Annotated in this window: 25 protein-coding genes, 1 tRNA gene and 1 riboswitch; of the genes, 14 read left to right on the forward strand and 12 right to left on the reverse strand. The window is 66.9% G+C overall.

What is annotated here, in order from left to right; genetic code table 11:
- The first annotated feature begins 154 nt into the window (after positions 1-154).
- From G8O29_RS07440 to G8O29_RS07470, 7 genes are all read left to right on the forward strand, one after another.
- Positions 155-229: transfer RNA gene (locus G8O29_RS07440), tRNA-Val, on the forward strand.
- Between the two features lie 71 nt (positions 230-300).
- Positions 301-426, forward strand: a complete 126-nt coding sequence (gene ykgO / locus G8O29_RS07445; RefSeq protein ID WP_100196728.1) for a type B 50S ribosomal protein L36 — start codon at positions 301-303, stop codon at positions 424-426.
- 523 nt (positions 427-949) lie between these two features.
- Positions 950-1267, forward strand: coding sequence for a hypothetical protein (locus G8O29_RS07450; protein WP_166402610.1), 318 nt, complete (start codon positions 950-952; stop codon positions 1265-1267).
- Complete coding sequence (locus G8O29_RS07455; protein ID WP_166402611.1) at positions 1264-1872, forward strand: glutathione S-transferase; 609 nt, start codon at positions 1264-1266, stop codon at positions 1870-1872. The genes G8O29_RS07450 and G8O29_RS07455 overlap by 4 nt, the downstream gene beginning before the upstream one ends.
- Positions 1873-2051: 179 nt before the next feature.
- Complete coding sequence (petA, locus tag G8O29_RS07460) at positions 2052-2624, forward strand: ubiquinol-cytochrome c reductase iron-sulfur subunit (protein ID WP_166402612.1); 573 nt, start codon at positions 2052-2054, stop codon at positions 2622-2624.
- An 11-nt stretch (positions 2625-2635) separates the two neighbouring features.
- Positions 2636-3985: a cytochrome b gene (petB, locus tag G8O29_RS07465; protein WP_166402613.1), complete on the forward strand. Its 1350-nt coding sequence runs from the start codon at positions 2636-2638 to the stop codon at positions 3983-3985.
- 13 nt (positions 3986-3998) lie between these two features.
- Entirely contained in the window at positions 3999-4790 is a 792-nt protein-coding gene (locus G8O29_RS07470) for a cytochrome c1 (protein WP_166402614.1), read from the forward strand.
- A gap of 48 nt (positions 4791-4838) precedes the next feature.
- Here the strand turns inward: G8O29_RS07470 and G8O29_RS07475 are convergent, their stop codons facing one another.
- The 11 genes from G8O29_RS07475 to G8O29_RS07525 all read right to left on the reverse strand — a co-directional run bounded on the left by G8O29_RS07475 (position 4839) and on the right by G8O29_RS07525 (position 15723).
- On the reverse strand, positions 4839-5537 hold the full coding sequence (locus G8O29_RS07475; RefSeq protein ID WP_166402615.1) for a thiamine ABC transporter ATP-binding protein: 699 nt from the start codon (positions 5535-5537) through the stop codon (positions 4839-4841).
- Positions 5524-7071 carry an ABC transporter permease family protein gene (locus tag G8O29_RS18440; RefSeq protein WP_166402616.1) on the reverse strand — a complete coding sequence of 516 codons (1548 nt, stop codon included), beginning with the start codon at positions 7069-7071 and terminating at the stop codon, positions 5524-5526. The genes G8O29_RS07475 and G8O29_RS18440 overlap by 14 nt, the downstream gene beginning before the upstream one ends.
- Before the next feature lie 76 nt (positions 7072-7147).
- Positions 7148-8131: a thiamine ABC transporter substrate binding subunit gene (thiB, locus tag G8O29_RS07485; protein WP_166402617.1), complete on the reverse strand. Its 984-nt coding sequence runs from the start codon at positions 8129-8131 to the stop codon at positions 7148-7150.
- 36 nt (positions 8132-8167) lie between these two features.
- Positions 8168-8268, reverse strand: a riboswitch (TPP riboswitch).
- 51 nt (positions 8269-8319) lie between these two features.
- Positions 8320-10158 (reverse strand): bifunctional glycosyltransferase/class I SAM-dependent methyltransferase, encoded by a 1839-nt coding sequence (locus tag G8O29_RS07490; RefSeq protein ID WP_166402618.1) that lies wholly within the window; start codon positions 10156-10158, stop codon positions 8320-8322.
- On the reverse strand, positions 10155-10967 hold the full coding sequence (locus tag G8O29_RS07495) for a hypothetical protein (protein ID WP_242678963.1): 813 nt from the start codon (positions 10965-10967) through the stop codon (positions 10155-10157). Before G8O29_RS07495 ends, G8O29_RS07490 begins: the two co-directional genes overlap by 4 nt.
- Before the next feature lie 19 nt (positions 10968-10986).
- Complete coding sequence (locus G8O29_RS07500) at positions 10987-11916, reverse strand: glycosyltransferase family protein (RefSeq protein ID WP_166402619.1); 930 nt, start codon at positions 11914-11916, stop codon at positions 10987-10989.
- 219 nt (positions 11917-12135) lie between these two features.
- Entirely contained in the window at positions 12136-12546 is a 411-nt protein-coding gene (locus G8O29_RS07505; protein ID WP_166402620.1) for a thioredoxin family protein, read from the reverse strand.
- Between the two features lie 12 nt (positions 12547-12558).
- Positions 12559-13272 carry a cytochrome c biogenesis CcdA family protein gene (locus tag G8O29_RS07510; RefSeq protein ID WP_166402621.1) on the reverse strand — a complete coding sequence of 238 codons (714 nt, stop codon included), beginning with the start codon at positions 13270-13272 and terminating at the stop codon, positions 12559-12561.
- A 90-nt stretch (positions 13273-13362) separates the two neighbouring features.
- Entirely contained in the window at positions 13363-13722 is a 360-nt protein-coding gene (locus G8O29_RS07515; RefSeq protein ID WP_166402622.1) for a VOC family protein, read from the reverse strand.
- A gap of 69 nt (positions 13723-13791) precedes the next feature.
- A complete protein-coding gene (locus G8O29_RS07520) occupies positions 13792-14079 on the reverse strand; it encodes an HU family DNA-binding protein (RefSeq protein WP_128516215.1) in 288 nt (95 codons plus the stop codon).
- Positions 14080-14244: 165 nt separating this feature from the next.
- Positions 14245-15723, reverse strand: coding sequence for an AMP nucleosidase (locus tag G8O29_RS07525; protein WP_166402623.1), 1479 nt, complete (start codon positions 15721-15723; stop codon positions 14245-14247).
- Between the two features lie 161 nt (positions 15724-15884).
- Between G8O29_RS07525 and G8O29_RS07530 the strand changes: the two genes are divergently transcribed.
- A complete protein-coding gene (locus G8O29_RS07530) occupies positions 15885-16730 on the forward strand; it encodes an SDR family oxidoreductase (RefSeq protein WP_166402624.1) in 846 nt (281 codons plus the stop codon).
- A gap of 10 nt (positions 16731-16740) precedes the next feature.
- Here G8O29_RS07530 and G8O29_RS07535 read toward each other — a convergent pair whose 3' ends face one another.
- Positions 16741-18021 carry an ROK family transcriptional regulator gene (locus tag G8O29_RS07535; protein WP_166402625.1) on the reverse strand — a complete coding sequence of 427 codons (1281 nt, stop codon included), beginning with the start codon at positions 18019-18021 and terminating at the stop codon, positions 16741-16743.
- A 212-nt stretch (positions 18022-18233) separates the two neighbouring features.
- Here G8O29_RS07535 and G8O29_RS07540 point away from each other — a divergent pair, with 212 nt between their 5' ends.
- From G8O29_RS07540 to xylA, 6 genes are all read left to right on the forward strand, one after another.
- Positions 18234-19259 (forward strand): substrate-binding domain-containing protein, encoded by a 1026-nt coding sequence (locus G8O29_RS07540; protein WP_166402626.1) that lies wholly within the window; start codon positions 18234-18236, stop codon positions 19257-19259.
- 147 nt (positions 19260-19406) lie between these two features.
- Positions 19407-20432: a substrate-binding domain-containing protein gene (locus G8O29_RS07545; RefSeq protein WP_166402627.1), complete on the forward strand. Its 1026-nt coding sequence runs from the start codon at positions 19407-19409 to the stop codon at positions 20430-20432.
- A gap of 139 nt (positions 20433-20571) precedes the next feature.
- A complete protein-coding gene (locus G8O29_RS07550; RefSeq protein ID WP_166402628.1) occupies positions 20572-21963 on the forward strand; it encodes a sugar ABC transporter permease in 1392 nt (463 codons plus the stop codon).
- 12 nt (positions 21964-21975) lie between these two features.
- Positions 21976-22740, forward strand: a complete 765-nt coding sequence (locus G8O29_RS07555) for an ATP-binding cassette domain-containing protein (protein WP_166402629.1) — start codon at positions 21976-21978, stop codon at positions 22738-22740.
- A complete protein-coding gene (gene xylB / locus G8O29_RS07560) occupies positions 22740-24179 on the forward strand; it encodes a xylulokinase (RefSeq protein WP_166402630.1) in 1440 nt (479 codons plus the stop codon). Before G8O29_RS07555 ends, xylB begins: the two co-directional genes overlap by 1 nt.
- Positions 24176-25477, forward strand: coding sequence for a xylose isomerase (gene xylA / locus G8O29_RS07565; protein ID WP_166402631.1), 1302 nt, complete (start codon positions 24176-24178; stop codon positions 25475-25477). Before xylB ends, xylA begins: the two co-directional genes overlap by 4 nt.
- Positions 25478-25519: the final 42 nt, after the last annotated feature.

The following is a 25519-nucleotide window of genomic DNA, read 5'->3' on the forward strand; positions in this document are numbered from 1 at the left end:
TCGATATAGCCGCTTTCCCGGGAAAGCCAAAACCCCTTGCGGCCCGGAACGCTTGCCAGTATAGACCCCGCCTGACCGACGCGGTTTGCCCCGCGTACTTTTCGTTTCACCGGAAGGGACGATCCCGCAAGGGACGGGGCGGCGCCAAGGACACGGGCGGTTAGCTCAGCGGTAGAGCACTACGTTGACATCGTAGTGGCCACTGGTTCGATCCCAGTACCGCCCACCATTCACCGCCTCCTCCGGGGGGCATGGTTTCAATCTGGCGCGAGGAAGCGCCGCGTAGAAGGAGAGCCGACCATGAAAGTCGCCAACTCGCTCCGCTCGCTGAAGACGCGTCACCGCGATTGCCAGATCGTGCGCCGCAAAGGCCGCGTCTATGTGATCAACAAGACGCAGAAGCGCTACAAGGCCCGTCAGGGCTGATTCGCTTCCGGCAGACGGAATTCAGGGGCCGCAGGGGGAAACCTCGGCGGCCCTTTCCTTTCGGCCTGCGTCGAGACGACGAAGTCGCACGAGAAGCCGTTTCTGGCCACCCTAATCCTTGCGACAGGATTTGCAGACCGCCTGGAAGGATCTTGTCCTTGCCCAACCGTGCACGCCCGGCAGAATCACCCATGCACAGCGACCCCGCCTTCCGGCAGGAACCCCGCGAACGGACCTTCGCCTTCGCCCCCGCGCGCGGATCGCAATGCCCTTCACGACCCACCGCGCCGGAGGCGGCAAGGCCCGTCAGATGGCCGGGGCATTGAACGAATGGCTGCCTGGTGCGGGCCAGCCCGGCCCTTGCTTCCGGGCTGCGGCAGGCCGTCAACCTTCCGTTGCCGGCTGTAGCCAACTCCTTGCACTCGAATGACCTCTCCCGTCTGCCCGGCGCAGACGCCTCGCCGGCCGGTTTACACCCGGCCCCTTCCTCCCCTACAGTCGCCCCACCAGCCCGGAGGTCACCATGCCCCTGCCCCTCGCCCCCCTGCTTCCGCTTGCCATCCGCCTGGGCCTCGTCGCGACGACCACCCTTGCCGTCGCGCGCTGGGTGCGGTCCGGCACCCATCCCGGCCGCACCGACCAGCGGGCCGAGGATGCCCTGGACAACCTGGGCGAGGGTTTCTCGCTGCACCGCCCCGCGGACCGGGCCACCGATCATCCGTGGCACAGGCAGACCAACGCCACCGCAAGGATCCGCCGGGTGATCCGCCTGCGGGGCCGCAGCTACGAGATCGACGGCGGACTGATGGCGCGCCTGCGCCTGCGGCGGACCGGGGAATGAAACTCTACCACGCGCCGTTCTCGCCCTTCGTGAGGAAGGTCATGGTCCTGTTGCACGAGGCCGGGGCAACCGGGCGTGTCACCCTGGTCCCGGCCTCCGGCAACCCGCTCGATCCCGGCACGATGCCGGTGGATCGCAACCCCCTGGGCAAGATCCCGGCGCTGGAACGGCCCGACGGCCCGACCCTCTACGACAGCCGGGTCATCTGCCGCTTCCTCGACGATCAGCTGAAGGCCGGGCTCTACCCGGCAGCGCCGCGGCTCTGGGACACGCTGGTCATCGAGGCCACCGGCGACGGCATCGCGGATGCGGCTGTCCTGATGCGCTACGAGATGCATGTCCGCCCCGAGCCCAGCCGGTCTGCCGACTGGGCCAAGGCGCAATGGGGCAAGATCGCCCGCGCGCTGGCCGCGCTGGAGGCGCGCTGGATGAGCCATCTCTCCGGCCCGATCGACATGGGCCAGATCGCCGTCGGCTGCGCACTGGGCTATCTGGACCTCCGCCACGCCGAGCGGGACTGGCGCGGCCCCCACCCCGCACTTGCCGGATGGTTCGCCGGCTTTTCGTCCCGCCCCTCGATGCAGGCCACGCTGCCGCCGGGCTGAACCCGCGTTAAAGCCGTCATACGGGACAGTGTGCCGCAGAGAAATGCGCCCGATCTGGGCTAAGTCCGCTGGACGAGGGGGCAAGCCTTGGCTAAACACGCGCCCGGCGGGGCGTGGATTTCCATCGCCCCTAAATCCATATGGGCCGGCGCCTCCGGCCTGAAAGGGGAGAAGATCTCGTGTCCTACGCAGACGATCACGCAGGCACCGGCGAAGGCACTCGGCGGGATTTCCTGTACTACGCAACGGCGGGTGCCGGGGCGGTGGCCACTGGCGCCGCGGTCTGGCCGCTGATCAACCAGATGAACCCCTCGGCCGACACCCGGGCGCTGGCCTCGATCCTGGTCGATGTCTCGACGGTCGAGGTCGGCACGCAGCTGACCGTGAAATGGCTGGGCAAGCCGGTCTTCATCCGCCGCCGCACGCCCGAAGAGATCGAGGCCGCCCGCGCCACGCCGCTGACCGATCTGCCGGACACCGGGTCGGAAAACGCCAACCGGCCCGGCACCGATGCCTCGGACCAGAACCGCACGCTGGACGAGGCGGGCGAATGGCTGGTGATGATGGGCGTCTGCACCCATCTTGGCTGTGTGCCTCTGGGCGACGGCGCGGGTGACTTCGGCGGCTGGTTCTGCCCCTGCCACGGCTCGCATTACGACACCGCGGGCCGCATCCGCAAAGGCCCCGCACCGAAGAACCTGCCGGTGCCGGTGGCGACCTTCTTCGACGAAACCACCATCAAGCTTGGGTAAGGAGCAGCATCATGGCTGGAATTCCGCACGACCATTACGAGCCCAAGACCAGGGGTGAGCGCTGGCTTCACAGCCGCCTGCCCATCGTCGGGCTTCTCTACGACACCATCATGATCCCCACGCCAAAGAACCTGAACTGGATGTGGATCTGGGGCATCGTCCTGACCTTCTGCCTTGCCTTGCAGATCGTCACCGGGATCATCCTGGCGATGCATTACACGCCGCATGTGGACATGGCCTTCGCCTCGGTCGAACACATCATGCGCAACGTGAACGGCGGCTACTTCATCCGCTACCTGCACGCCAACGGCGCCTCGCTGTTCTTCTTCGCCGTCTACCTGCACATCTTCCGCAGCCTCTACTACGGCAGCTACAAGGCCCCGCGCGAGGTGACGTGGATCATCGGCATGGTCATCTACCTGCTGATGATGGGCACCGCCTTCATGGGTTACGTCCTGCCCTGGGGCCAGATGTCCTTCTGGGGCGCCACGGTCATCACCGGCCTCTTCGGCGCGATCCCCGGTGTCGGCGAGGCGATCCAGACCTGGCTGCTGGGCGGCCCGGCGGTGGACAACGCCACGCTGAACCGCTTCTTCAGCCTGCACTACCTGCTGCCCTTCGTGATCGCCGCCCTGGTCGCGGTGCACATCTGGGCCTTCCACACCACCGGTAACAACAACCCCACCGGGATCGAGGTGCGCCGCGGCTCGAAGGAAGAGGCCGCGCGTGACACCGTGCCGTTCTGGCCCTACTTCGTGATCAAGGACCTCTTCGCCCTGGCGGTGATCCTGGCGGTGTTCTTCGCCATCGTCGGCTTCATGCCGAACTACCTGGGCCACCCCGACAACTACGTCGAGGCGAACCCGCTGGCGACGCCGGCGCACATCGTGCCGGAATGGTACTTCCTGCCGTTCTACGCCATCCTGCGGGCGTTCACCGGCGATGTCTGGGTGGTGATCGCGGCCAACTGGCTGTCCTTCGGCATCATCGACGCCAAGTTCTTCGGCGTGCTGGCGATGTTCGGCGCGATCGCGGTCATGGCGCTGGCGCCCTGGCTGGACACGTCATCGGTGCGGTCGGGCAGGTATCGCCCGATGTTCAAGTGGTGGTTCGCGCTTCTGGTGATCGACTTCATCGTGCTGATGTGGTGCGGCGCCATGCCCGCGGAAGAACCCTATGCCACGATCTCGCTGCTCGCCTCGGCCTACTGGTTCGCCTATTTCCTGGTGATCCTGCCGATTCTGGGCGTGATCGAGAAGCCGCTGGCCCAGCCCGCGACCATCGAGGAAGACTTCAACGCCCAGTTTCAACGCCCACAACGGAACGCCCACTACGGGGCCCAGGCCACGCCGGCCGAGTAAGGGGAAACGCCACATGTTCCGCAATATCGCACTCATCGCCGCATCGGCCCTGACCCTGACCGCCGGCGGCGCGCTTGCCGCCGGGTCTGAAGGGCATGTCGAGGATGTGGCTTTCTCGTTCGAAGGCCCATTCGGCAAGTTCGACCAGTTCCAGCTGCAACGTGGCCTTCAGGTCTATACCGAGGTCTGCTCGGGCTGCCACGGGCTGAAATACGTGCCGATCCGCACCCTGTCGGACGAAGGCGGCCCGGGTCTGCCCGAGGATCAGGTCCGCGCCTATGCCAAGCAGTTCACCGTGACCGACAAGGAAACCGGAGAGGACCGCGAAGCCGTGCCGGCCGACAATTTCCCGGCCAACACCGGGGCCGGCGCGCCCGACCTGTCGCTGATGGCCAAGGCCCGCGCGGGGTTCCACGGGCCCTATGGCACCGGCATCAACCAGCTGTTCCGCGGCATGGGCGGGCCGGAATACATCTACTCGCTCCTCACCGGCTACACGGGTGAAGAGAAGGAAGAGTTCGGCTCGTATTTCTACGAGAACAAGGCCTTCCCCGGCGGCTGGATCGCCATGGCTCCGCCGCTGTCGGACGACCAGGTGACCTATGCCGACGGCCATCCCGCCACCGTGCATCACATGGCCGAGGATGTGGCGGCCTTCCTGATGTGGGCAGCCGAGCCGAAGCTGATGGACCGCAAGAGCGCGGGCTTTGTCAGCGTGCTGTTCCTGATCCTGCTTTCGACCCTGCTGTATCTGACCAACAAGCGGATCTGGGCCGGGGTCAAGGGCAAGCAGGCCCACGCCTGATCCCGTCGCCATCGCATTCGGAAAGCCCCGCCCCCGTGGCGGGGCTTTTCATTTGCGGCCCAGGTAGTCCTGCACCTCGGGGGTGGGATCGGCCAGCAGCGCCGCGGTTTCGACCGGCGCACTAACCCGGCCCTGTGTGACGAAGGCCAGGCTTCCGCCCAGCGCCCTTGCGTCCTGGGGGTCATGCGTGACCATCAGGACCAGCGCCCCGGTCTCGGCAGCGACCTCGCGCACCAGATCCAGCATCTCGGCCCGGAGCGCCGGGCCCAGCGCCGCGAAGGGCTCGTCCAGCAGGAGGATCGGTCGGGCGCGCAACAGGGCGCGGGCCAGGGCTGCCCGGCTGGCCTGCCCGCCCGAAAGCTGCGCCGGCCGTCGCCCGCCAAGCCCGGCCAGCCCGACACGGGTAAGGGCGGTCTCTACCCTCTCCCGGTCCCCTGCCGACAGCCGCAGGTCCGGGCGCAGGCCTAGCCCAAGGTTCTGCGCCACCGTCAGGTGCGGAAAGAGGTTCTGGTCCTGGAACAGGATCGTCACCGGACGCCGGCCGGGCGGAACCGGGGCCAGGTCGGCCCCCTGCCACAGCACGCGCCCCCCGGTCGGCGCCAGAAAGCCCGCGATCAGCGACAGAAGCGTCGATTTCCCCGCCCCCGACGGCCCCATGACCGCGATCAGGCTGCCGGGTTCGGCCGACCAGTCCGCCGTCAGGCGGAAGCCAGGTTGCGCAAGGCTCAGGCGGTCAAGATGCAGCACGGCGGCCTCCGGCGTCGCAGGCCCAGAACAGGGCGAAGGAAAGGGCGACCAGCACCAGAGCGGCGGCGGCGGCCGCCTCTGTCCGGTAGGCGCCAGCCAGTTGGCTGACCACCAGCGGCAAGGTGGCCTGCCGTTCGCCCGCGAACAGCGCGATGACGCCAAGGTCGCCCATCGAAAGCGCCGCCGCGATCCCGGCGCCAAAGCCCAGAGGCCGGGCGAGCCGCGGCAGGACCAGCCAGCGCAGCCGGGGCCAGCCTTGCAGGTCCAGACTGTCGGCAAGACGGCCATGATCCGCGTGCAGCGCCCGCGCCTCGGGCAGAAGGATGCGGAAGAGATAGGGCAGGGACAGGGCGACGTTGACCAGCACGGTCACCGGCAGGGCCAGCACCATGGGCGGCGCGAAGGGCTGGATCAGCAGGAACAGGCCCGTGCCCAGCACCAGCCCGGAGGTCGCCAGCGGCAGGGTCGCCGCGGCTTCGGCCCAGAGGCTTTGCCTTCGGGCTGCCAGCAGGGCGAGCGAAAGGGCGGCAGTCGTGGCCAGAAGCGCCGAGGCCAGGGCAACCGAGACCGAACGGGCAGCAGCGGGCAGGACCGGGGCCGGCAGATCGGCGAGACCCGGCAGACCGCGCAGGACCACGGCGAAGAGCGGCAGGACAAGGAACAGGGCGGTCAGGCTCAGGGCCAGCACGTCAAGCCCGTGGCGCCAGCCCGGCGGGGCCTCCAGCCGCAAGGCGCGGTCCAGCCCCGCGCCAAAGCCCGCCGGCCGGGCCAGAACCCAGGCCGCCAGCGCCGCCAGCCCGCCCAGCGCCAGTTGCACGCCGGCCAGCCCGGCCGCGCGCGACAGGTCGAATTCGAAGCGCACCGCCTGGTAGATCGCCAGTTCGATCGTGGTGGCCGCAGGGCCTCCGCCCAGGGTCAGGACCACGGCAAAGCTGGTCAGGCAGATGACCAGGACGATCAGCGCGACCCCTGGCAGGACCTCGCGCAGCATCGGCGCTTCCAGATGCCGGAAGGTCTCGCGCGGGGTGAAGCCCAGCGATTGCGCCAGGCGGATGCGCTCGGCCGGAATGGATTGCCAGCCTTGCAGGATCATCCGCGTGGCCAGCGGCAGGTTCAGGAAGACATGCGCCAGCACCACGCCATGCAGCCCGTAGATCGAGACCGGCGGCAGACCAAGGGCGATCAGCGTCTGGTTCAGGATCCCCGCGCGGCCGAAGACGGCAAGCAGTCCCAGGACGGCGACGACGGCGGGCAACAGGAAGGGCGCGCCCATCAGGGCGATCAGCGCCGTGCGGCCCGGGAACCGGCGACGGGCCAGCGCGCGGGCAACGGGAATGGCCAGAAGGGTGGAAAACAGGGATGACAGAAGCGCCTGGGTCGCCGAAAACCGCACCGCCGCCCAGTCGGCCGGCCCGAACGAGACCCCGGCGCCGCGCCAGCCCACGGCCAGCAGCGGCGCAAGCACCAGCGCCAGCAGCAGGCCGGCCAGCAGAAGCGCGGGCAGGTCCCGCCGCCGGAAGCGGGCGCGGCTCATCCGGCAAGCCCCCCACCCCCATCCCCTCCCCACCGGGGGGAGGGGAGGCGCCCGGCGACAGGCCGCGCGCGGTGGGTCATCTTGCCAGCGCCGCCTGCCATTCGGCCAGCGCCGGGTCACGGGCGGCCTGCGCCTCGGCTGGCGTCAGCAACAGGGATGTCGCAGGGCGGAAGGCGTCGAAGCCTTCGGGCAGGCCGGCCGCCGGCGTGACGGCGGGATACATCCAGTTTGTCCGGGGGATGGCCGACTGGAAGGCATCGGTCAACATGAAGGCGAGGAACCGGTCGGCCAGCTCGGGCTGGTCGGTGGCGGCCAGCTTGCCGGCGACCTCGATCTGCATGTAATGGCCTTCCTCGAACAGCGCGGCGGCCTTGCTGTCGTCGCCTTCCGCGATCAGGTGGTAGGCGGGCGAGGTGGTGTAGGACAGCACCATGTCCGCCTCGCCTTCGAGGAACAGGCCATAGGCCTCGGACCAGCCGGGGGTGACGGTGACGACATTGTCGGCCAGACCCGTCCAGATCTCTGCGGCGCGGTCGCCATGGGCCGCCTTGACCCACATCAGAAGCCCGAGACCGGGGGTAGAGGAGCGCGGGTCCTGGATCACGATCTTCAGGTCCGAGGCAGCAAGGGCCGCGAAGGAGGTCGGGGGTTCGGGAACCCTGGTCCTGTCGTGGACGAAGGCGAACCAGCCCCAGTCATAGGGCAGGAACAGGGGATCGGCGAAGTCCACCGGCAGGTCGGTGGCCGGGGTCAGGCCGTGCGGGGCGAACAGCCCGGTCGCGGCGGCGGCGGCGGTCAGGCTGGTGTCGAGGCCAAGCACCACATCCGCCTCGGACCCCGCTCCTTCCAGCTGGACGCGGGCCAGCAGCGCCGCGCCATCGCCCGCCGGCACCAGGCGCAGGTCGCAGCCGCAGGTAGCCTCGAAGGCCTTCTCGATCGCCGGGCCGGGGCCCCAGTCCGAGGTGAAGCTGTCATAGGTCAGCACGGTCAGCACGGGTGTTTCGGCCAGCGCGGCATTGGCGATGGTCAGCAGGCCCGCAGCAAGGAGGTGTCTTTGCATGTCTTTCTCCATGTTGCGACGGAATGGTCGGGGATGGAGAAACCCATGCACCTTCCCTCCGCCGGTATGATCCGGTTCAGGTTCAACGGGTTCGCTTGCGCGTCTCAGCCCGTTGCCGGGCACCCCGAGGTAGCTACGACCTTACGGAAATCGCTGGCGGGTGCAAGGGGGCTGGCCGGGTGCCAAGGTCAGGCCGCGGTCGCCTCCGGCGGGAGTATTTGTGACATGGGCAAGACCTGGTCGCGGCGCAGGAAGAGCGTTCCGTTCGGCTCGCCGTTCTCGTCCTCGGCGAATCCCAGTGCGGCGAGGGCGGGGACAAGCTTCGCGCGCGCCGACGTGACTTCGGAGGGGTCGAGGAAGGGGATCAGGATGCGGCGGACGCCGGTCAGCGCCGCGGCGTCGAAGGCCTCGGCCGGCAATAGGGGGCCGGAGAGACGAAGCGCCTCGGGGCGGGCGGTGGCAATCAGCCTGTGCAGACCGGACCAGATGCCGTCCGGGTTCAGCGTGGTCTGCGTCCAGGCCAGGCCGTCCGTTTCGGGAAAGTTCAGCGCGGCGATCCGGCGCGAGAGGAGGAGAAGCGCGGGGCGTTCTTCGTGGATGGTGACGCGCAGGTCGGGCAGCGCGGCGCGGGCGCGCAACGCGACAAAGCCGACGCCGGCGTCGAGGTCGAGCAAACTGGAACAGCCGTTCAGGAATCCGGCGATGTTGCGCGCGTGGCGGCGATCGAACTTGCCCGACTTCAGCACCTCGAGGCTGGCGGCGGTGAAGACGCGCGGGTCGAGGGGTATCTTAAGGCCCTGGTTTTCCACCAGTTCCAGCGGGATGTCCTGCGACAGGTCGGCCGAGCCCGAGACATAGGGCGAGGCGAAGGGCGAGCCCCAGCCGGGCGGTGGCGGGGTGCGGCGTTCTTCCTTGGGCAGGGCGTTGCGGCGCTGTTCCAGCCTGGTCTGGACGGCCCTCACCGCCTCGGGGTCGCGGGGCTTGGGCGGCTTGGCCACGACCTGGCTGATCGGCACGTTCGAGGCGGCCTCGAGATTGGCGACATAGGCGAGGTAGTCCGGCGACTGCCGGTACTCGGCCAGCCGCGCCTCGGCCCGGTCGTGGGCGGCCTCGTGCAGACGGCGGACCTCGGGGTCGGACAGAAGCTCGGCCATGATCGCGGCCCGGCGGTCGCGGTGGCGGAAGATGCGGGTGTCCTCGACCTCGTTGCGGTCCTGCAAGGACCAGTAGTCGGCGTTGTACTTGTCCTTCTTCAGGTTCGCGTTGCCGCGGAACTTGCGCAGGGAATAGGCCGCCATCGACTTGATGGCATAATGGTTGATCTGCGCCCAGTCGTAGCCGACCGTCCGCCGGATCGAGCGCCAGCCGCGGAACTTGAACCAGTCCTCGAGCGGCCGGCCAGACCCGTTCACCCAGAGCACGCTTTCGGGATAGTCGGTGTCCTTGTGCTGCGACTTGATGATCGGCCGGTGCATCCCCAGCCGCAGGTATTTCGGGTCGAACTTCAGCAGCGTCTTGGTGCCCCAACCCTTGTTCCAGAACTCGGGCGCGGCGCGGGTGAACTGTTCGGTGATGGGCGCGCGCGACCAGTCGCGGATGCCGGAAGAGCCGAAGATCCGCCAGGTCAGCACCATGGCGCTGGCGCCCATGGCGTTCAGGTCCGCCACCAGCCCGTCCAGCGTGCCCGAGGGGTGGTTGATGACCATGAACTCGTCGGCATCCAGCACCAGAAGCCAGTCGGAATTGACGATCAGCTCTTCCTCGGCGGCCGCCTTCAGCATCGAGGGGTGCGGCTTCATCCCTTCGGGGATCACGTTGTCGCGGTGGTGGACGCCGATGTCCAGCGCTGCAAGGCGTTTCAGAAGGTCGTCGGTCCCATCCGAACAGTCGTTCGTATAGACCATGATCTCGGTGAACCCGATCGCCAGGTGATGCGCAACCCATTCGACGACGGTCGGGCCCTCGTCCTTCATGGTGGACAGCGCCACCAGCGCGCCGTGCCGGCTGGTCTGTCTGGTGAAGGTCATTCTTCCAGCGCGGCTGTGGGGTCGATCTCCAGCCTTTCGCACATCCGGGCGATGTAGCTGCCCTTCAGCGGCGGGTTCTTCCGCCACCAGGGGCGGGCGGCGTTGGTGTAGATGTGCACCGAGAGGGTCTGGTCGGTGAAATGGCCCTCGACGTTGGAATGGGGGTCATAGAACACGTCGTTCAGCTGGAAGGGCACGGGGTAAAGCGTGTCGGCGGTCATCGCCTTGTCGATGTCGCCCGTCAGCTGCGCGAAATGGGTGAAGGCCTGGGGCCCGAAGGCGGTGCGTTCGGTCTGGAAGATGCGGACGGCCTTCGGCAGGCGGGGATCCAGCTTGTCCATCTTGCGGCGCTGCTTGTTGCCCCACCAGGCGGGGTAGTCGGGCAGGTTGTCGTAATAGTCGAGCAGGCTTTCGATCAGCCGCCCGGTCCGGGGCATCGCCACCACGCCGCAGTTCAGCGCGCCGCGCATGCCGTGGCCGGCATAGATATGCTCCTGGCCTTCGGGTAAGGGGCGGTGGCAGAAGGCGTCGCAGTCGATCCAGATCGCCCCGGTCGCGGCGATCATCTTGTAGCGGAACACGTTCGACAGGAACGAGGCCGAGGTCGCCTCGACCAGCGCGCGGTCGATCTGCATGATCTCGGTCGCGGGCCGCACCTCGACCCCTTCGGGCACGTTGCGCACCTTGTCGGTGCAGTAGAGCGTGACCGGATGGCCCATCACCAGATGCGATTTCAGGCAGAGCTGGTTGATGTAGTGCAGGCTTTCGCCAATCCAGAGCGAGGCGACAGGTCGGCGGTTCAGGTCCATGGTCTTGTCCTTTGCACGGTCAGAAGACCGAGGCGAAACGGTCGGGAAGGCGGTAGAGCGATTTGGTGCGGCCGCCGCCGAAGAAGGTGATCTTACCGTCGTGCAGGTGCTGCTGGCCCTCGATCATCCGCTTGCGGAACTCGGGCAGTTCGGCGTCCTCGCGTTCAGCCACGCCTTTCGACAGCTTGAGGAAGGTTTCCAGATCCTTGCCCCAGGCCTTGCCCACGGTCGCGGGATCGCGGTCGCCGGTCATGGTGGCGCGCATGTCCTTGCGGCCGGCCAGACGCTCGGTCACCATGTCGTGGTCGAAGAAGCGCAGGTGGATCAGGTAGAGATGCGGGTCCAGCACGCGCGGCTGGTGGTTGTTGGCGTGCCCGCCGACGGTAAAGCCGGTTTCCTTGCGCAACACGCAGGGCTTGGCGTAGTTGGCATTGGCGCGGAACACCCGGCGGCGCGACAGGATCGGCTGGTCATCGGCAAGGGGTTCGGGCTCTTCTTCGGGGTTGTGGATCAGCTCTATCCCGAAGGGACAGAGCGAGGCGGGCGTCCGTTTCGGGTCGGTGTAGCGGCCAAGGTAGGTCACCAGGTCGGGGGCCACGGCGGGATCGACGATCACCACCTCGTCCACATCGCCGACGATGAACCAGTTGTAATAGCGCAGCATCCCGGCCGAGAACTGGCTGTTGATGCTCCAGCGCCGCCGCTCCATCCGCCACAGCGTGGGGTCGCGCGGCAGGCGGATGACATTGGCGCCTTCGCAGATGCGGTCGTGTTCCGGGTCGCCGCCGTGCGAAAGGACGTAAAGATGTTCGCGCCCGAACTGGCGGCCGTAGTAATCGACCCAGCGGCGCAGGAAGTAATAGTCCTTGTAGACCATGGTCATGGCCCCGGCCGGCTTCTTGGTCGGGTCGAGCGTGGCTGGTCCGGGCTGGGTGGGGGGTTCGGTCATCCGGCCTTCCTGGGGCATGCGGACGGACCGTATCACGCGGATTCGCGCGGGTTCAAGCGCAGGAAGCGGCTTGCCGCCCTGCCCGCAGCCGGTCGATCGGTCGGCGCAACGGTCGCTGATGCCGCTGCGGCTCAGGTCCGTTACCCGCCGGCCCTGCCGGACATGCTGCTGTCCGAACGCGGGCCCGGACGTCAGGGACCTGCGTCCGGGCCGGATGGCTCAGCTGGTTGCGGCCTGAAGGGCCAGGTCCATCAGGGCCTTGATCTCGTCCCTGGCCGTGCCGGCAACGATGCGGCCAAGCTCCTTGTCGCCCTTCAGGACGACAAGGGTGGACCGGCGGGGTATGTTCAACTGTTTGACCAGATCGCCGTCGGACCAACGGTCCCAGTCGACGTTGATGAAGCTGAGGGATTGCTCATATTTCGGATTTTCCTTCAGCAGCGCAGTGATGACCCGTTCCTGCGCGGCGCAGGTGGAACACCAGCTGGCCTTGAAATCCAGGAACACGGTCTTGCCCGCGGCCAGTTCGGCCTTGAGCAGCTCGGGCGTGTAATCGGCTGCGGCACGGGCGGCGACCGGCAGGGCCAGGGTCACGGCGGCGGTGGCAATCAGGAAGTCGCGGCGGTTCATGGGAAGCTCCATTCAGAAGGAAACGCTGAGGTCGATCAGCCAGGTGGGAAGGTGGTCGATGAGCCAGGCTTCGGCGACGTGGTGCCAGCGGAAGAGGATGGCGAGGCCGACGGCCAGGAACATCGCCCCCATCACCGGCTTGGCGCGGTCGGCCAGACGGCGCAGCAGGTCGCGGCGGCGCAGGATCGCGGCGCGTGCGCCGTAGCCCAGCGCCAGGATCACTGTGGCGACCCCTGCGGCGAAGGCGGTCATGATCGCGCCCGCCCAGCCGAGGCTCTGGCCCTGGCTGGCCAGGCTGATCGCGCCGCCAAGGGTGGGGCCGATACAGGGGCTCCAGACCGCGCCGAGGAGGATCCCGGCAAGCACCTGACCGCCGAGGCCCGAGCGGTCGATCCCGTCGATCCCGGCATCGGCGCGGGCGGCGAACCCGGCGGTGACGGTGGCGAAACCGGCGTTGAGGCGGGGGATCAGGAGGATCAGGCCGAAGCCGATCATCAGGACAGCCCCGGCCTGCGCAAGGGTGCGTTCGTCAAGGCCAACGGCCTGGCCGAAGGCGGTGACGGTGAGGCCGAGAGTGACAAAGCTGACCGCCATGCCGCCCGCCATGGCCAGGGGTCCCAGCCGATGCGCCTGCAAGGCCGAGGCCAGCACGATGGGCAGCACCGGCAGGACGCAGGGGTTGATCAGGGTCAACAGCCCGGCAAGATATGCAAAGACAAGTTCCATGGCATGACCTTGCCGTGTGAGCCGGTTACAGTCACTCAAACCTTTCGTTGGCCTGTGTGATCCGCCGCGAGGCGGTTGTAACAATCGGCGTCAGCCGGGCGGCTGCCACAGCTCGATGGGCGTGCCTTCGGGATCGTGGATGCGGGCGAAGGTGCCGTAACTGCCGTCGCCGTCCCAATCGGCGCGGGTTTCGACCTCGATCCCCGCGGCGCGCAATGCCGCGATCATTCCGGTCAGGTCATCGACGCGCAGGTTCAGCATCCATTGCCGTTCGGCGGCAAAATAGTCGGTGTCGGCCTCGAAGGGCGAAAGGACCGTCGGTCCGGCCTGTTGCATCCAGACCGAGACCTCGGGCTGGGTGATGCCAAGATGCGTGCGATACCAGTCGTTCAACGCCGCAGGGTCCTGCGCCCGGAAGAAGATGCCACCGATGCCGGTGACCTTGGCCATGCCTGCCTCCCAAAGCAAAAGGGCCGCCTTGATGGCGACCCTCTCACATCCGGCGGACGGCGGAAAGCCTTAGCCGTTGACCACGTCCTTCAGCGCCTTGGCGATGGCGAACTTGACCTGCTTGTCGGCCGGCTTGGTCATCGTCTCGCCCGTGGCGGGGTTGCGGACCTGACGTTCCGGGCGGGCCTTGCAGGCCACCTTGCCAAGACCCGGCAGCGTGACGGTGCCGCCAGCGGCGACTTCGCGCGACACGACGGCGGCGATGGCATCCAGAGCGGCAGTCGCGGTCTTCTTGTCCCCACCCATCTCTTCGGCAACGGCGGCCACCAGCTGGGTCTTGGTCATCGGTTTGGACATTTGATCATCCTTCGTTGTTATTCGCTTCGTGTCATATGCACGGTTCGGCCCGCAAAGCACGGGCGTCCACCCCCGGTTGCGGGGCCACGGCCCAGACACACGGTTTGAGGGCCGAAATCAAGCCCCGAACCGCGAAACAAGGGGGTTTGACGGTTTTTTCGCCGTCTAGAGGAAGGCCGTTTCCTCGAAACTGCGCAGTTTCCGGCTGTGAAGGCGCTCGATCGGCGTTTCGCGCAAACGCTCCATGGCGCGGATGCCGATCTGGAGATGGCGGCTCACCTGGGTCTTGTAGAAGTCGGACGCCATGCCGGGCAGTTTCAGCTCGCCATGCAGGGGCTTGTCGCTGACACAGAGCAGCGTGCCGTAGGGCACCCGGAAGCGGAACCCGTTCGCGGCGATGGTCGCCGACTCCATGTCCAGCGCCACGGCGCGGGATTGCGACAGGCGGCGGACCGGGCCGGACTGGTCGCGCAGCTCCCAATTGCGGTTGTCGATGGTGGCGACGGTGCCGGTGCGCATGATCCGCTTCAACTCATAGCCTTCCAGCTGCGTCACCTCGGCCACCGCCTTTTCCAGCGCGATCTGGATTTCCGCCAGCGCCGGGATCGGCACCCAGACCGGCAGGTCGTCGTCCAGCACATGATCCTCGCGCAGATAGGCATGGGCCAGCACGAAATCGCCCAGCGACTGGCTGTTGCGCAGCCCCGCGCAATGGCCGACCATCAGCCAGGCATGCGGTCGCAGAACGGCGATATGGTCGGTGGCGGTCTTGGCGTTGGACGGGCCGACGCCGATGTTGACCAGCGTGATCCCGTTCCCGTCCGGCCGCTTCAGATGATAGGTCGGCATCTGCGGCATCTTCGCCACGGGCTGGATCACCCCGTCCGGCGTGGTGATGATCTGGTTGCCGGTCGCCACGAAGGCCGTGTAGCCCGAGGTCGGGTCGGCCAGCGCCGAACGGGCATAGGCCTCGAACTCGTCCACATAGAACTGATAGTTGGTGAACAGAACGTGGTTCTGGAAATGCGTCGGGTCGGTCGCGGTGTAATGCGACAGCCGCGCAAGACTGTAGTCCACGCGCTGCGCGGTGAATGGCGCAAGGGGGGCCGAGCCGTCGTCATAGCGCGTCATCACCCCGTTCACGATGTCGTCGTTGGTGGTGACGAGGTCCGGCACGTCGAACACGTCGCGCAAGCTGAAGTCCATCACCCCTTCCTGCGGGATCGCAACTTCGCTGCCCGAGACGGCGAAATGCACCGGCATCGGCGTGTCGGACAGGCCCACCTCGACCGTTACGCCGTGGTTGCGGATCAGAAGCTCGATCTGCTGGATCAGGTAGTTGCGGAACAGGTCGGGCCGCGTGACAGTGGTGGCATAGGTGCCGGGCGCCGAGACATGGCCGAAGGCAAGGCGGGTGTCGATCTTGTCGAAGCTGGTGACCGTCAGCCGGATCTCGGGGTAATAGGCGCGGATGCGCCGGCCGGGATGGCCTTTGGACACGGTTTTCAGGAACTGTTCGGACAGAAAGCGGGTGGCCTGGAAATAGAGCAGCTCAAGACGGTCCACGGCCTCGGCGGCATTGGTGAAACTTTCCATTGCCGGGGCGTCCGGGGTGAGAATGGCGCTGTTCTGGTCGTCTTGCATTCCGGGGTCCTGCGGTTGATCCGGCATATAAGCCGAAAGCCGGGCAGGTCCGCAAGTGAAGCCATTGTAACGGCCGTGGCTGCCCCGAAATCCCCCGTGCCAAGCCCCGCCTCCTGCGCTGGCCTCTTGCACACCGCTGTCCGCCCTCCGATAGTCCGGCCATGTCCACGCTTCTGTCCCTTGGCCACGGCTACTCCGCCCGCGCCCTTGCCCGCCGCCTGCTGCCGCAAGGCTGGCGCATCATCGGCACCACCCGCAATCCCCAGAAGGCCGAGGCCCTGCGCGCCGAAGGGGTCGAACCGCTGCTCTGGCCCGCCGACCCGGGCCCGGCACTGGCCGAGGCGACGCATATCCTCTGTTCCGCCGCCCCCGACGCCCAGGGCGACCCCTTCCTGCGCGCCGCACCGGAAATCGCCCGTTCCGGCGCGGTCTGGGTCGGCTATCTGTCCACCACCGGGGTCTATGGCGACCACGCGGGCGGCTGGGTGGACGAGACGACGCCCCTGACCCCGCAGTCCGACCGGGGCCGACAGCGGGTGCTGGCCGAGGGACAATGGCTGGCAACCGGACTGCCGGTCCACATCTTCCGGCTGGCGGGCATCTACGGCCCGGGGCGCGGACCGTTCGAGAAGCTGCGCGAGGGCACCGCGCGGCGGATCATCAAGCCGGGGCAGGTGTTCAGCCGCATCCATGTCGATGACATCGCGCAGGTGCTGGAGGCGTCGATCCGCCGCCCCAACCCCGGCGCGGCCTACAATGTCTGCGACGACAACCCCTGCCCGCCGCAGGATGTCATCAGCCATGCCGCCCGGCTGCTGGGAATGCCCGAGCCCCCCGCCGTGCCGTTTGCAGAGGTCGCCCCGACGCTGACGCCGATGGCACTGGGCTTCTACAGCGAATCGAAGAAGGTGCGGAACGACCGTATCAAAGAGGAGCTTGGGGTCAGGCTTCTGTATCCGGATTACCCGCAGGGCCTGGCAGCGCTTCTGGCCGAGGAACAGTCCTGACCGGCCCGCATCACTGCGCGGCAATGTCGCGTGGCTGGCTGGACAGGATCGCCTCGGTCACTTCGGACAGGGCCAGCGCCGCCGCGCCATGCGCCCACAGAAGGTCGCCCCAGGCGTGGATCTCGATCGGCGGGCGGGGGCGGCCGGTATTGATGGCCAGATTGTCCATCTCGGCCAGGGTCTCGGCGGCGTAGAGATAGTCATAGCGCATCCGCTCACCCGACAGGATGATCAGCGCGGGGTCGAAAAGGTTGACCACGTTCGACAGGCCGACCGCCAGATAGCGCCCGGCGCGGCGGAAGATCGACTTGGCGGTGGCGTTCCCGGCCTTCGCGTGGTCGTACAGGCTTTCCAGCAGCACGTTGATCGGCTGGCTTTCCTTGTGGCCCCAGTTCAGCGCCGTCGTCGCCTCGCGCGCCAGCGCATAGTCGGCGACATAGGCCTCGAGACAGCCGCGCTGCCCGCAGCGGCACAGCGCGCCGTCCAGATGCACCTTGGTATGGCCCAGCTCCATCCCCAGCCGCTGCGCGCCGCGATAGATGCGGTGGTTCATCACGAATCCCATGCCGACGCCGTGCTCGATGGTGACGACGGCGAAATCCGACAGGCTGCGCCCGGCGCCGAACCACAGTTCGGCCAGCGCGACCAGGTTCGCGTCATTGTCCACCTGCACCGGAATCCCCAGCCGCGCCGTGGCCGCCGCCGCGATCGGCACCGATCGCTCGACCAGGATCGAGGACCACAGCGCCATCCCGTCCTTGCAATCGACAAAGCCCGGCAATCCGATCCCGACGCCGGAAAGCTCGGCGCGGGCGACCTTCGCCTTGGTGCAGACCCGGTCCAGCAGTGCCTCGATCGTGTCGAGCAGTTCGCCCAGCTGCATCGGACCGGGCCGGCGCGGGATCGCCTCATCCGCGATCAGCTTGCCGGCGAAATCGACCACCACCGCGGTATGCTCGCGGTCCGACAGCTTCATGCCTGCGACCAGATGCGCCCCGGCCTTGACCCCCAGCGACACGGCGGGACGCCCGCGCCCGGCCTCGCCCGCGCGCTGGACGGCGACTTCCTCGATCAGGCCCGCCTCGATCAGCTCGGAGGAGATCGTTGTCACGCTGGCCGGGCTGATGCCCAGATCCTTGGCCAGCTGCACCCGGGGAATCAGGCCGGCGGCGCGCACAAGTTCGAAGACCTGCTGGCGCAGCGGACGCTGGCTTTCGGTCAGCGGCGGGATCAGCGGCCCGACACCCTTGCGCGGCTCTGTCGCGGCGGCATGCGTCGCCTTGGCCAACATTCCTTCGCCCCCCGAAGCAAAAGCCGCCGATTCTGCTGCGGATGAAGGCAGGCTCGCCGCAGAATGGCCGGACCTCCACCATTTCCTCCCTGAAGCAAGCTTTGACCAGCAGAATAATTTTGACAACTGAAATTGATGTGTCAGCGTAGCCATAGTTTTGCTCAACTGTGGGATTAGACACCCAGCAGGATGCAATCTAGGGGGGAGCGTTCATGCGAAAACTGATTTGGGTTGCGGCCCTGGCCCTGATGGCTCTGACCTCGGCCGCGCTGGCCGAAGGCAAGAAGATCGGCGTCGCCTGGGGCGACCTGGCCCAGCCGCGCTGGCGCTGGGACGTCACCGCGATGCGGTCGATCATCGAGCGCAGCGGCAACAAATACATCCCCGTCGATGCCGGCGGGTCTGCCGCAAAGCAGTTGCAGGACATCGAGAAGATGATCGTTGACGGCGTGGATGCCATCGTGATCCAGGCCGTGGACAAGGATGTGATCATGACCGCGGTGGAACGCGCCGCGGAAAGGGGCATCCCGATGCTGGCCTATGACCGGCTGATCGAACATCCGGGCGTGTTCTACATCACCTTCGACAATGTGGGCGTCGGGCGCATCATCGCCGCCATCGTCAAGCAGGCGCAGCCCACCGGCAACTATGCGATCATCAAGGGCGATCCGGGCGATCCGAACTCTGACTTCCTGCGCAAGGGCATGGAAGAGGTGATCGGTGCCTCGGTCGCGGGCGGGCAGATCAGGATCGTCGGCGAGGAATATGCCGATGGCTGGAGACCCGATGCGGCCAAGGCCATCATGGAAAGGATCCTGGCCGAGAATGGCAACCAGGTCGATGCCGTGCTGGCCGAGAACGACAACATGGCCGGTGCCGCCATCGAGGCGTTGCAGGCCGCAGGTCTGACCGTGCCGATCGGCGGCCAGGACGGCGACCCGGCTGCGCTGAACCGCGTCGCGCAGGGGATGCAGACGGTATCGGTCTGGAAGAACAGCTTCGATCTGGCCAGGCAGGCAGGCCGCATCGCCGTTCAGCTGGCAGAGGGCACACCGATGAGCCTGATTCCCGAGGCGCGGCAGTTCACGGGTGGCGAAAAGGGGATTCCGGTCTGGTCGATCCTGCTGAACCCGACCCCGATCACCGCCGACACGCTGGACGTCGTCATCGACGCCGATCATGTGACCAAGAAGGACGTCTGCAGGAACGCATTGCCGTCGGTCGCCGCCTGCCGCTAGGCCCATGCTCACGGTTGCAAGCGCCGGCCCGTGACGGGGCCGGCGCTTTTATATTTTGACAACTGAAATTATTGGCGGCATCTTCCGCCCTGTTCCGGCGAATCTGCCGGGCCGGTCCAATCAGGCCGATCCATAGGGAGGATACATATGCGTACCGCAATTCTCGCCGCCGTTCTGGCGGTGACTGGTTTCTCGTCGGCTGCTCTGGCCGAAGGCAAGAAGATCGGCGTTTCCTGGGCCCAGTTCCAGGAAGAGCGCTGGAAGATCGACGAAGCCGCGATGAAGGCCGCGATCGAGGCCGCCGGCAACGAGTACGTCTCGGCTGACGCCCAGTCCTCGGCCGAAAAGCAGCTGTCGGACATCGACGCGCTGATCGCCCAGGGCGTTGACGCGCTGATCATCAACGCCTGGGACAAGGACGCCATCGGCCCGGCCATCGAGAAGGCCGCCGCCGAAGGGATCCCGGTCGTGGGTTACGACCGTCTGATCGAGGACAACCGCACCTTCTATCTCACCTTCGACAACGTGGGCGTCGGCCGTATCATCGCGACCGAGGTCTTCAAGCTGGTGCCGAAGGGCAACTACGCGATCATCAAGGGCGATCCGGGCGACCCGAACGTCGGCTTCCTGCGCCAGGGCATGGAAGAAGTCATCGGCGCAGCCGTGGCCTCGGGCGACATCAAGATCGTCGGCGAAGCGAACTCGGACGGCTGGAAGCCCGAGAACGCCCAGAAGAACATGGAACAGATCCTGACCGCCAACAACAACGCCATCGACGCCGTGCTGGCGCAGAACGATGGCATGGCCGGTGGCGTTGCCGCGGCTCTGGCCGCACAGGGCCTGAACGTGCCGCTGGGCGGCCAGGACGGCGACCTTGCCGCGATCAACCGCGTGGCACGCGGCACCCAGACGGTTTCGGTCTGGAAGAACGCGCGCGACCTGGGCAAGGCGGCGGGCGAGATCGCCGGGATGCTGGCCGACGGCATGGCGCTGGACGCGATCCCGGGGGCGACCAAGTTCTCGGGCGGCGAGAAGGGCGTAGAGATGAACGCGATCCTGCTGGATCCGACCCCGATCACCAAGGACACGCTGAACATCGCCATCGAAGCGGGCCACATCACCAAGGAACAGGCCTGCGAAGGCGCGATGCCCGACGTCGCTGCCTGCCAGTGATCTGACCTACCGGCGCCGTCCTTTTCGGGGCGGCGCCTTCCTTTTCTCCTGGCTGGACCTGTGCCCTGCGGGGTGCGATGGCGCGCGGTGACGCGCCCGGATCCGGCACAGCCCCATCCCTCTCAGGCTGGACGAGGACATGACCGCTGCACCCCAATCCACGACGACACATGCGCCGAAGGAAGGCGGGCTCACCCGCTTTCTGCGCACGACCGAGATCGACCCCCGCCTTCTGGGCATGGTCGGCGCGCTGCTTCTGATCTGGCTGGCCTTCGAGGCCTATTCGACCTTCGTCCTCGGCCGCCCCTCGATGCTGCTGGGCGCATCCCAGGCCGAGGCGAACGGCTTCCTGACGCCGCGCAACCTGTGGAACCTGTCGGTGCAGACCGCCTATATCGGCATCATGGCGACGGGGATGGTGCTGGTCATCATCACGCGCAACATCGACCTGTCTGTGGGGTCGATCATGGGCATGGTCGGCATGTACATGGGCCTTTTGCAGGTCGAATACCTGACGCCCGCGCTGGGCCTGGGCCATCCGTCGATCTGGATCATCACGGTGATCTTCGGCATCGCGATGGGCGCGCTGATCGGCTGTTTCCAGGGCGTGCTGATCGCCTTCCTGGGCATCCCGGCCTTCATCGTCACGCTGGGCGGCCTGCTGGTCTGGCGCGGTGCGGCCTTCCTGGTGGCCGGCGGCAAGACCATTGCTCCGCTGGATGAAACCTTCGCGTTGATCGGCGGCGGCTCCTTCGGGGCGCTGGGCAAGACCGGCAGCTGGATCTTCGCCGTGATCGCCTGTGTCTTCGTGGTCTGGGCCTTCCTCAGCGGCCGCCAGTCGCGCAAGACGCACGGCTTTACCCTGCGCCCGGTCTGGGCCGAGACCTTCGTCATCGCGCTGGTCTGCGGTGCGATCCTTGGCGCGACGGCGGTGGTGAACAGCTACATCTGGCCCAAGGGCAATATCGAGAAATACTACAAGGCGCTGGGACAGGAGCTGCCCGAATGCGCCAAGTCGAACAGCACGATCTACAGCGATGTCTGCGCCAGCTTCGGCCACGGCTTCGCCTATCCGGTGCTGATCATGATCGCCGTGGCCATCGCGATGACCGTGCTGATGACCCGCACCCGGTTCGGCCGCTATGTCTTTGCCATCGGCGGCAACCCCGAGGCGGCGGCGCTGTCGGGCATCAATACCCGGGCGATGATCGTGAAGATCTTCACCCTGATGGGCGCGCTGGCAGGCATCGCCGCCGTCATCGGCGCAGCGCGGCAGAACAGCGCCACCAATGCCATGGGCAACCTTGACGAGCTTTACGTCATCGCCGCCGCCGTCGTCGGCGGCACCTCGCTGGCCGGCGGCGTGGGCACGATCTACGGCGCGATCATCGGCGCCCTGATCCTGACCTCCTTGCAGACAGGCATGGTGCTGATCGGCTTCGGCGACGGGTCTTACCAGCGCATCGTTATCGGCATTGCCCTCGTGCTCGCCGTGTACCTCGACATCGTTTACCGCAAACGCATCAAGTGAGGGGATAGGACCATGGTAGACAGAACCGGAACCCCGCTTGTCGAACTGCGCGACATCTCGATTTCCTTCGGGGGGATCAAGGCCGTGGATCACGTCACGGTCGATCTCTACCCCGGCGAGGTCGTGGGCCTTCTGGGCCACAACGGCGCAGGCAAGTCGACGCTGATCAAGTGCCTGTCGGGCGCCTATCAGAAGGACAGCGGCCAGATTCTCATCAATGGCCAGGAGGTCGAGATCAAGGACCCGCGCGACGCCCGCGCGCTGAACATCGAGACGATCTATCAGACGCTGGCGCTGGCCGACAACCTGGATGCCGCCTCGAACCTGTTTCTGGGGCGCGAGCTGGTGAACGCCTTCGGCTTCGTGGACGAATCGAAGATGGAGGCCGAGACGCGCAAGATCATGGGCCGTCTGAACCCGAACTTCCGCAAGTTCAACGTGCCGGTCAGCGCCCTGTCGGGCGGTCAACGCCAGTCGGTCGCCATCGCCCGCGCGGTCTATTTCAATGCGAAGATCCTGATCATGGACGAACCGACCGCCGCGCTTGGTCCGCATGAGACGCAGATGGTGGCCGAGCTGATCCAGGAGCTGAAGGCCCAGGGTCTGGGCATCTTCCTGATCGAACACGACATCCACAACGTGATGAAGCTCTGCGACCGGGCGTCCGTGATGAAGAACGGCCAGCTGGTCGGCACGGTGAACGTGGACGAAGTCACCGACGACGACATCCTGGGGATGATCATCCTGGGCAAGAAACCCCAGCATCTGGCCGCGTGATGTATATCGGGCTTGATCTCGGCACATCGGGAATCAAGGGAATCCTGATCGGCGAGGACCAGCGGGTCCTTGCCGAGGCGACGGCCCCCCTGACCGTTCAGCGCCCCGCCGAAGGCTGGAGCGAGCAGGCGCCGTCCGAATGGATCAGCGCGGCCGAAACGGTGTTCGACAAGCTGGCGCAGAAGGGTCTGGGCGGGGTGCGCGGGATCGGGCTTTCCGGCCACATGCATGGTGCCACGCTGCTGGATGCCGCGGACGAGGTGCTGCGGCCCTGCATCCTGTGGAACGACACCCGGGCCCATGCCGAGGCCGCGGCCCTGGACGCCGACCCGAAGTTCCGGCGCCTGACGGGCAACATCGTCTTTCCGGGCTTCACCGCGCCCAAGCTGGTCTGGGTGCAAAGACACGAGCCGCAGGTCTGGGACCGGGTGGCGAAGGTCCTGTTGCCGAAGGATTACCTGCGGCTCTGGCTGACGGGTGAGCATGTCGGAGAAATGTCGGATGCGGCGGGGACGTCGTGGCTGGATACCGGCAGACGCGACTGGTCGGACGAGTTGTTGGCCGCCACCGGCCTGACCCGGGCGCAGATGCCCCGTCTGGTCGAGGGAAGCCAGGTTTCAGGCACTTTGCGCGAAGCGCTGGCCAGCCGCTGGGGCCTGCCTAAGTCGGTCGTCGTGGCCGGGGGCGGTGGGGACAATGCCGCCTCGGGCGTGGGCGTCGGCGTGGTGCGCGCGGGCGAGGCCTTTGTCTCGCTTGGCACCTCGGGCGTGCTGTTCGCCGCGAATGACGGCTATCAGCCGGATCCGGCGACGGCGGTGCATACCTTCTGCCATGCCCTGCCGGACACCTGGCACCAGATGGGCGTGATCCTGGCCGCGACGGATGCGCTGAACTGGTATGCCCGGCTTCTGGGCACCGAGGCGGCGCGGCTTACCGGAGAGCTTGGCAGCACGCTACATGCACCGGGCAAGACGATCTTCCTGCCCTATCTGGGCGGCGAGCGGACGCCCCTGAACTCGGCCAGCGTGCGCGGGGCCTTCACCGGGCTGGAGCACGCGACCGACCGGCAGGCGGCCACCCGCGCGGTGTTGGAGGGCGTGACCTTTGCCATCCGCGACAGCCGCGACGCGCTGGCGGCCACCGGGACAAAGCTGGAGCATCTTCTGGCGGTCGGCGGCGGCTCGCGGTCGGACTACTGGCTGAAGCTGATCGCCACCGCGCTCGACTGCCCGGTGCAACTGCCCGTGGCGGGGGATTTCGGCGGGGCCTTCGGCGCGGCGCGGCTTGGCCTGATGGCCGCGACCGGGGCCGGGGCCGAGATCGCCACGCTGCCCCAGATTGCCCGCACCATCGACCCCGATCCTTCCCTCAAGGACGCCTTCGACGCGGGACATCAACGGTTCCGCGCCGCCCAATCTGCCATCAAGGATCTGACATGACCGACTTCTTCAGGGGCATCCCCGCCATCAAGTATGAAGGCCCTTCGTCCACCAACGAATTCGCCTTCCGCCACTACAACCCGGACGAAGTGGTCATGGGCAAGCGGCTGGAGGATCACCTCCGTTTCGCCGTGGCCTGGTGGCACAGCTTCGCCTGGCCGGGCGGCGACCCGTTCGGCGGGCAGACTTTCGAGCGCCCCTGGTTCGGCGACGGCATGGCTTTGGCCAAGCTGAAGGCCGATGTGGCCTTCGAGATGTTCGATATCCTTGGCGTGCCCTTCTACTGCTTCCACGACGCGGATGTCCGCCCCGAGGGCGCGACCTTCGCCGAAAGCCTGAAGAACCTGAACGAGATCGCCGATTACCTGGGCGAGAAGCAGCAGACCCACAAGGCAAAGCTTCTGTGGGGCACGGCCAACCTCTTCAGCCACCGCCGCTGGATGGCGGGCGCGGCCACCAACCCCGACCCGGACGTCTATGCCTATGCCGCCGCCACGGTGAAGGCGAACATGGATGTGACGCACCGGCTGGGCGGGCAGAACTACGTCCTCTGGGGCGGGCGCGAGGGCTATGAGACGCTGCTGAACACCGATCTGAAGGCCGAGCGCGACCACGCGGGCCGCTTCCTGCAACAGGTGGTGGAGTACAAGCACAAGATCGGCTTCAAGGGCACGATCCTGATCGAACCGAAGCCGCAGGAACCCTCGAAGCACCAGTACGATTATGACGTGGCCACGGTCTATGGCTTCCTGAAGGACTTCGGTCTGGAAAAGGAAGTGAAGGTCAACATCGAACAGGGCCACGCCATTCTGGCCGGCCACAGCTTCGAGCACGAGATCGCCCTGGCCGCCGCCTTGGGCATCTTCGGGTCGATCGACATGAACCGGAACGACTATCAGTCCGGCTGGGACACCGACCAGTTCCCGAACAACCACGCCGAAAAGGCCCTGGCCTTCTACGAGATCCTCAAGGCGGGCGGCTACACCACCGGCGGTACCAATTTCGACGCGAAGATCCGGCGTCAGAGCCTCGACCCCGAGGACCTTATCCTCGCCCATGTCGGCGCGATGGACACCTGCGCCCGCGCGCTGAAATGTGCGGCGGCGCTGCTGGAGTCGGGCGAACTGGAGGCCGCGAGGGCCGAGCGTTATGCCGGCTGGAAGGACACCAAGGCCCAGGCGATGCTGAAGGGCAGCCTCGAGGACGCCGCCGCGCGGGTGACGGCCGAGAAGATCGAGCCGCAGCCGAAATCGGGCCGGCAAGAGCGGCTGGAGAACCTCTGGAACCGCTACGTCTGACTGACGCGAAAGGAAACCCCGCCCCGGGCTTGACCCGGGGCC

The organism is Rhodobacter calidifons (genome assembly GCF_011174775.1).
GTDB classification, from domain to species: domain Bacteria; phylum Pseudomonadota; class Alphaproteobacteria; order Rhodobacterales; family Rhodobacteraceae; genus Tabrizicola; species Tabrizicola calidifons.

Bases quoted from the DNA above. Each gene is read 5' to 3' on its own strand.
- xylA (WP_166402631.1), top strand. From the start codon at position 24,176: ATGACCGACTTCTTCAGGGGCATCCCCGCCATCAAGTATGAAGGCCCT.
- G8O29_RS07490 (WP_166402618.1), bottom strand. From the start codon at position 10,158: ATGACCTTCACCAGACAGACCAGCCGGCACGGCGCGCTGGTGGCGCTG.
- G8O29_RS07455 (WP_166402611.1), top strand. From the start codon at position 1,264: ATGAAACTCTACCACGCGCCGTTCTCGCCCTTCGTGAGGAAGGTCATG.
- G8O29_RS07500 (WP_166402619.1), bottom strand. From the start codon at position 11,916: ATGACCGAACCCCCCACCCAGCCCGGACCAGCCACGCTCGACCCGACC.
- G8O29_RS07540 (WP_166402626.1), top strand. From the start codon at position 18,234: ATGCGAAAACTGATTTGGGTTGCGGCCCTGGCCCTGATGGCTCTGACC.
- G8O29_RS07530 (WP_166402624.1), top strand. From the start codon at position 15,885: ATGTCCACGCTTCTGTCCCTTGGCCACGGCTACTCCGCCCGCGCCCTT.
- G8O29_RS07470 (WP_166402614.1), top strand. From the start codon at position 3,999: ATGTTCCGCAATATCGCACTCATCGCCGCATCGGCCCTGACCCTGACC.
- petB (WP_166402613.1), top strand. From the start codon at position 2,636: ATGGCTGGAATTCCGCACGACCATTACGAGCCCAAGACCAGGGGTGAG.
- thiB (WP_166402617.1), bottom strand. From the start codon at position 8,131: ATGCAAAGACACCTCCTTGCTGCGGGCCTGCTGACCATCGCCAATGCC.
- G8O29_RS18440 (WP_166402616.1), bottom strand. From the start codon at position 7,071: ATGAGCCGCGCCCGCTTCCGGCGGCGGGACCTGCCCGCGCTTCTGCTG.
- G8O29_RS07495 (WP_242678963.1), bottom strand. From the start codon at position 10,967: ATGGACCTGAACCGCCGACCTGTCGCCTCGCTCTGGATTGGCGAAAGC.
- xylB (WP_166402630.1), top strand. From the start codon at position 22,740: ATGTATATCGGGCTTGATCTCGGCACATCGGGAATCAAGGGAATCCTG.
- ykgO (WP_100196728.1), top strand. From the start codon at position 301: ATGAAAGTCGCCAACTCGCTCCGCTCGCTGAAGACGCGTCACCGCGAT.
- G8O29_RS07515 (WP_166402622.1), bottom strand. From the start codon at position 13,722: ATGGCCAAGGTCACCGGCATCGGTGGCATCTTCTTCCGGGCGCAGGAC.
- G8O29_RS07550 (WP_166402628.1), top strand. From the start codon at position 20,572: ATGACCGCTGCACCCCAATCCACGACGACACATGCGCCGAAGGAAGGC.
- G8O29_RS07525 (WP_166402623.1), bottom strand. From the start codon at position 15,723: ATGCAAGACGACCAGAACAGCGCCATTCTCACCCCGGACGCCCCGGCA.
- G8O29_RS07545 (WP_166402627.1), top strand. From the start codon at position 19,407: ATGCGTACCGCAATTCTCGCCGCCGTTCTGGCGGTGACTGGTTTCTCG.
- G8O29_RS07510 (WP_166402621.1), bottom strand. From the start codon at position 13,272: ATGGAACTTGTCTTTGCATATCTTGCCGGGCTGTTGACCCTGATCAAC.
- G8O29_RS07505 (WP_166402620.1), bottom strand. From the start codon at position 12,546: ATGAACCGCCGCGACTTCCTGATTGCCACCGCCGCCGTGACCCTGGCC.
- G8O29_RS07450 (WP_166402610.1), top strand. From the start codon at position 950: ATGCCCCTGCCCCTCGCCCCCCTGCTTCCGCTTGCCATCCGCCTGGGC.
- G8O29_RS07535 (WP_166402625.1), bottom strand. From the start codon at position 18,021: ATGTTGGCCAAGGCGACGCATGCCGCCGCGACAGAGCCGCGCAAGGGT.
- G8O29_RS07520 (WP_128516215.1), bottom strand. From the start codon at position 14,079: ATGTCCAAACCGATGACCAAGACCCAGCTGGTGGCCGCCGTTGCCGAA.
- G8O29_RS07555 (WP_166402629.1), top strand. From the start codon at position 21,976: ATGGTAGACAGAACCGGAACCCCGCTTGTCGAACTGCGCGACATCTCG.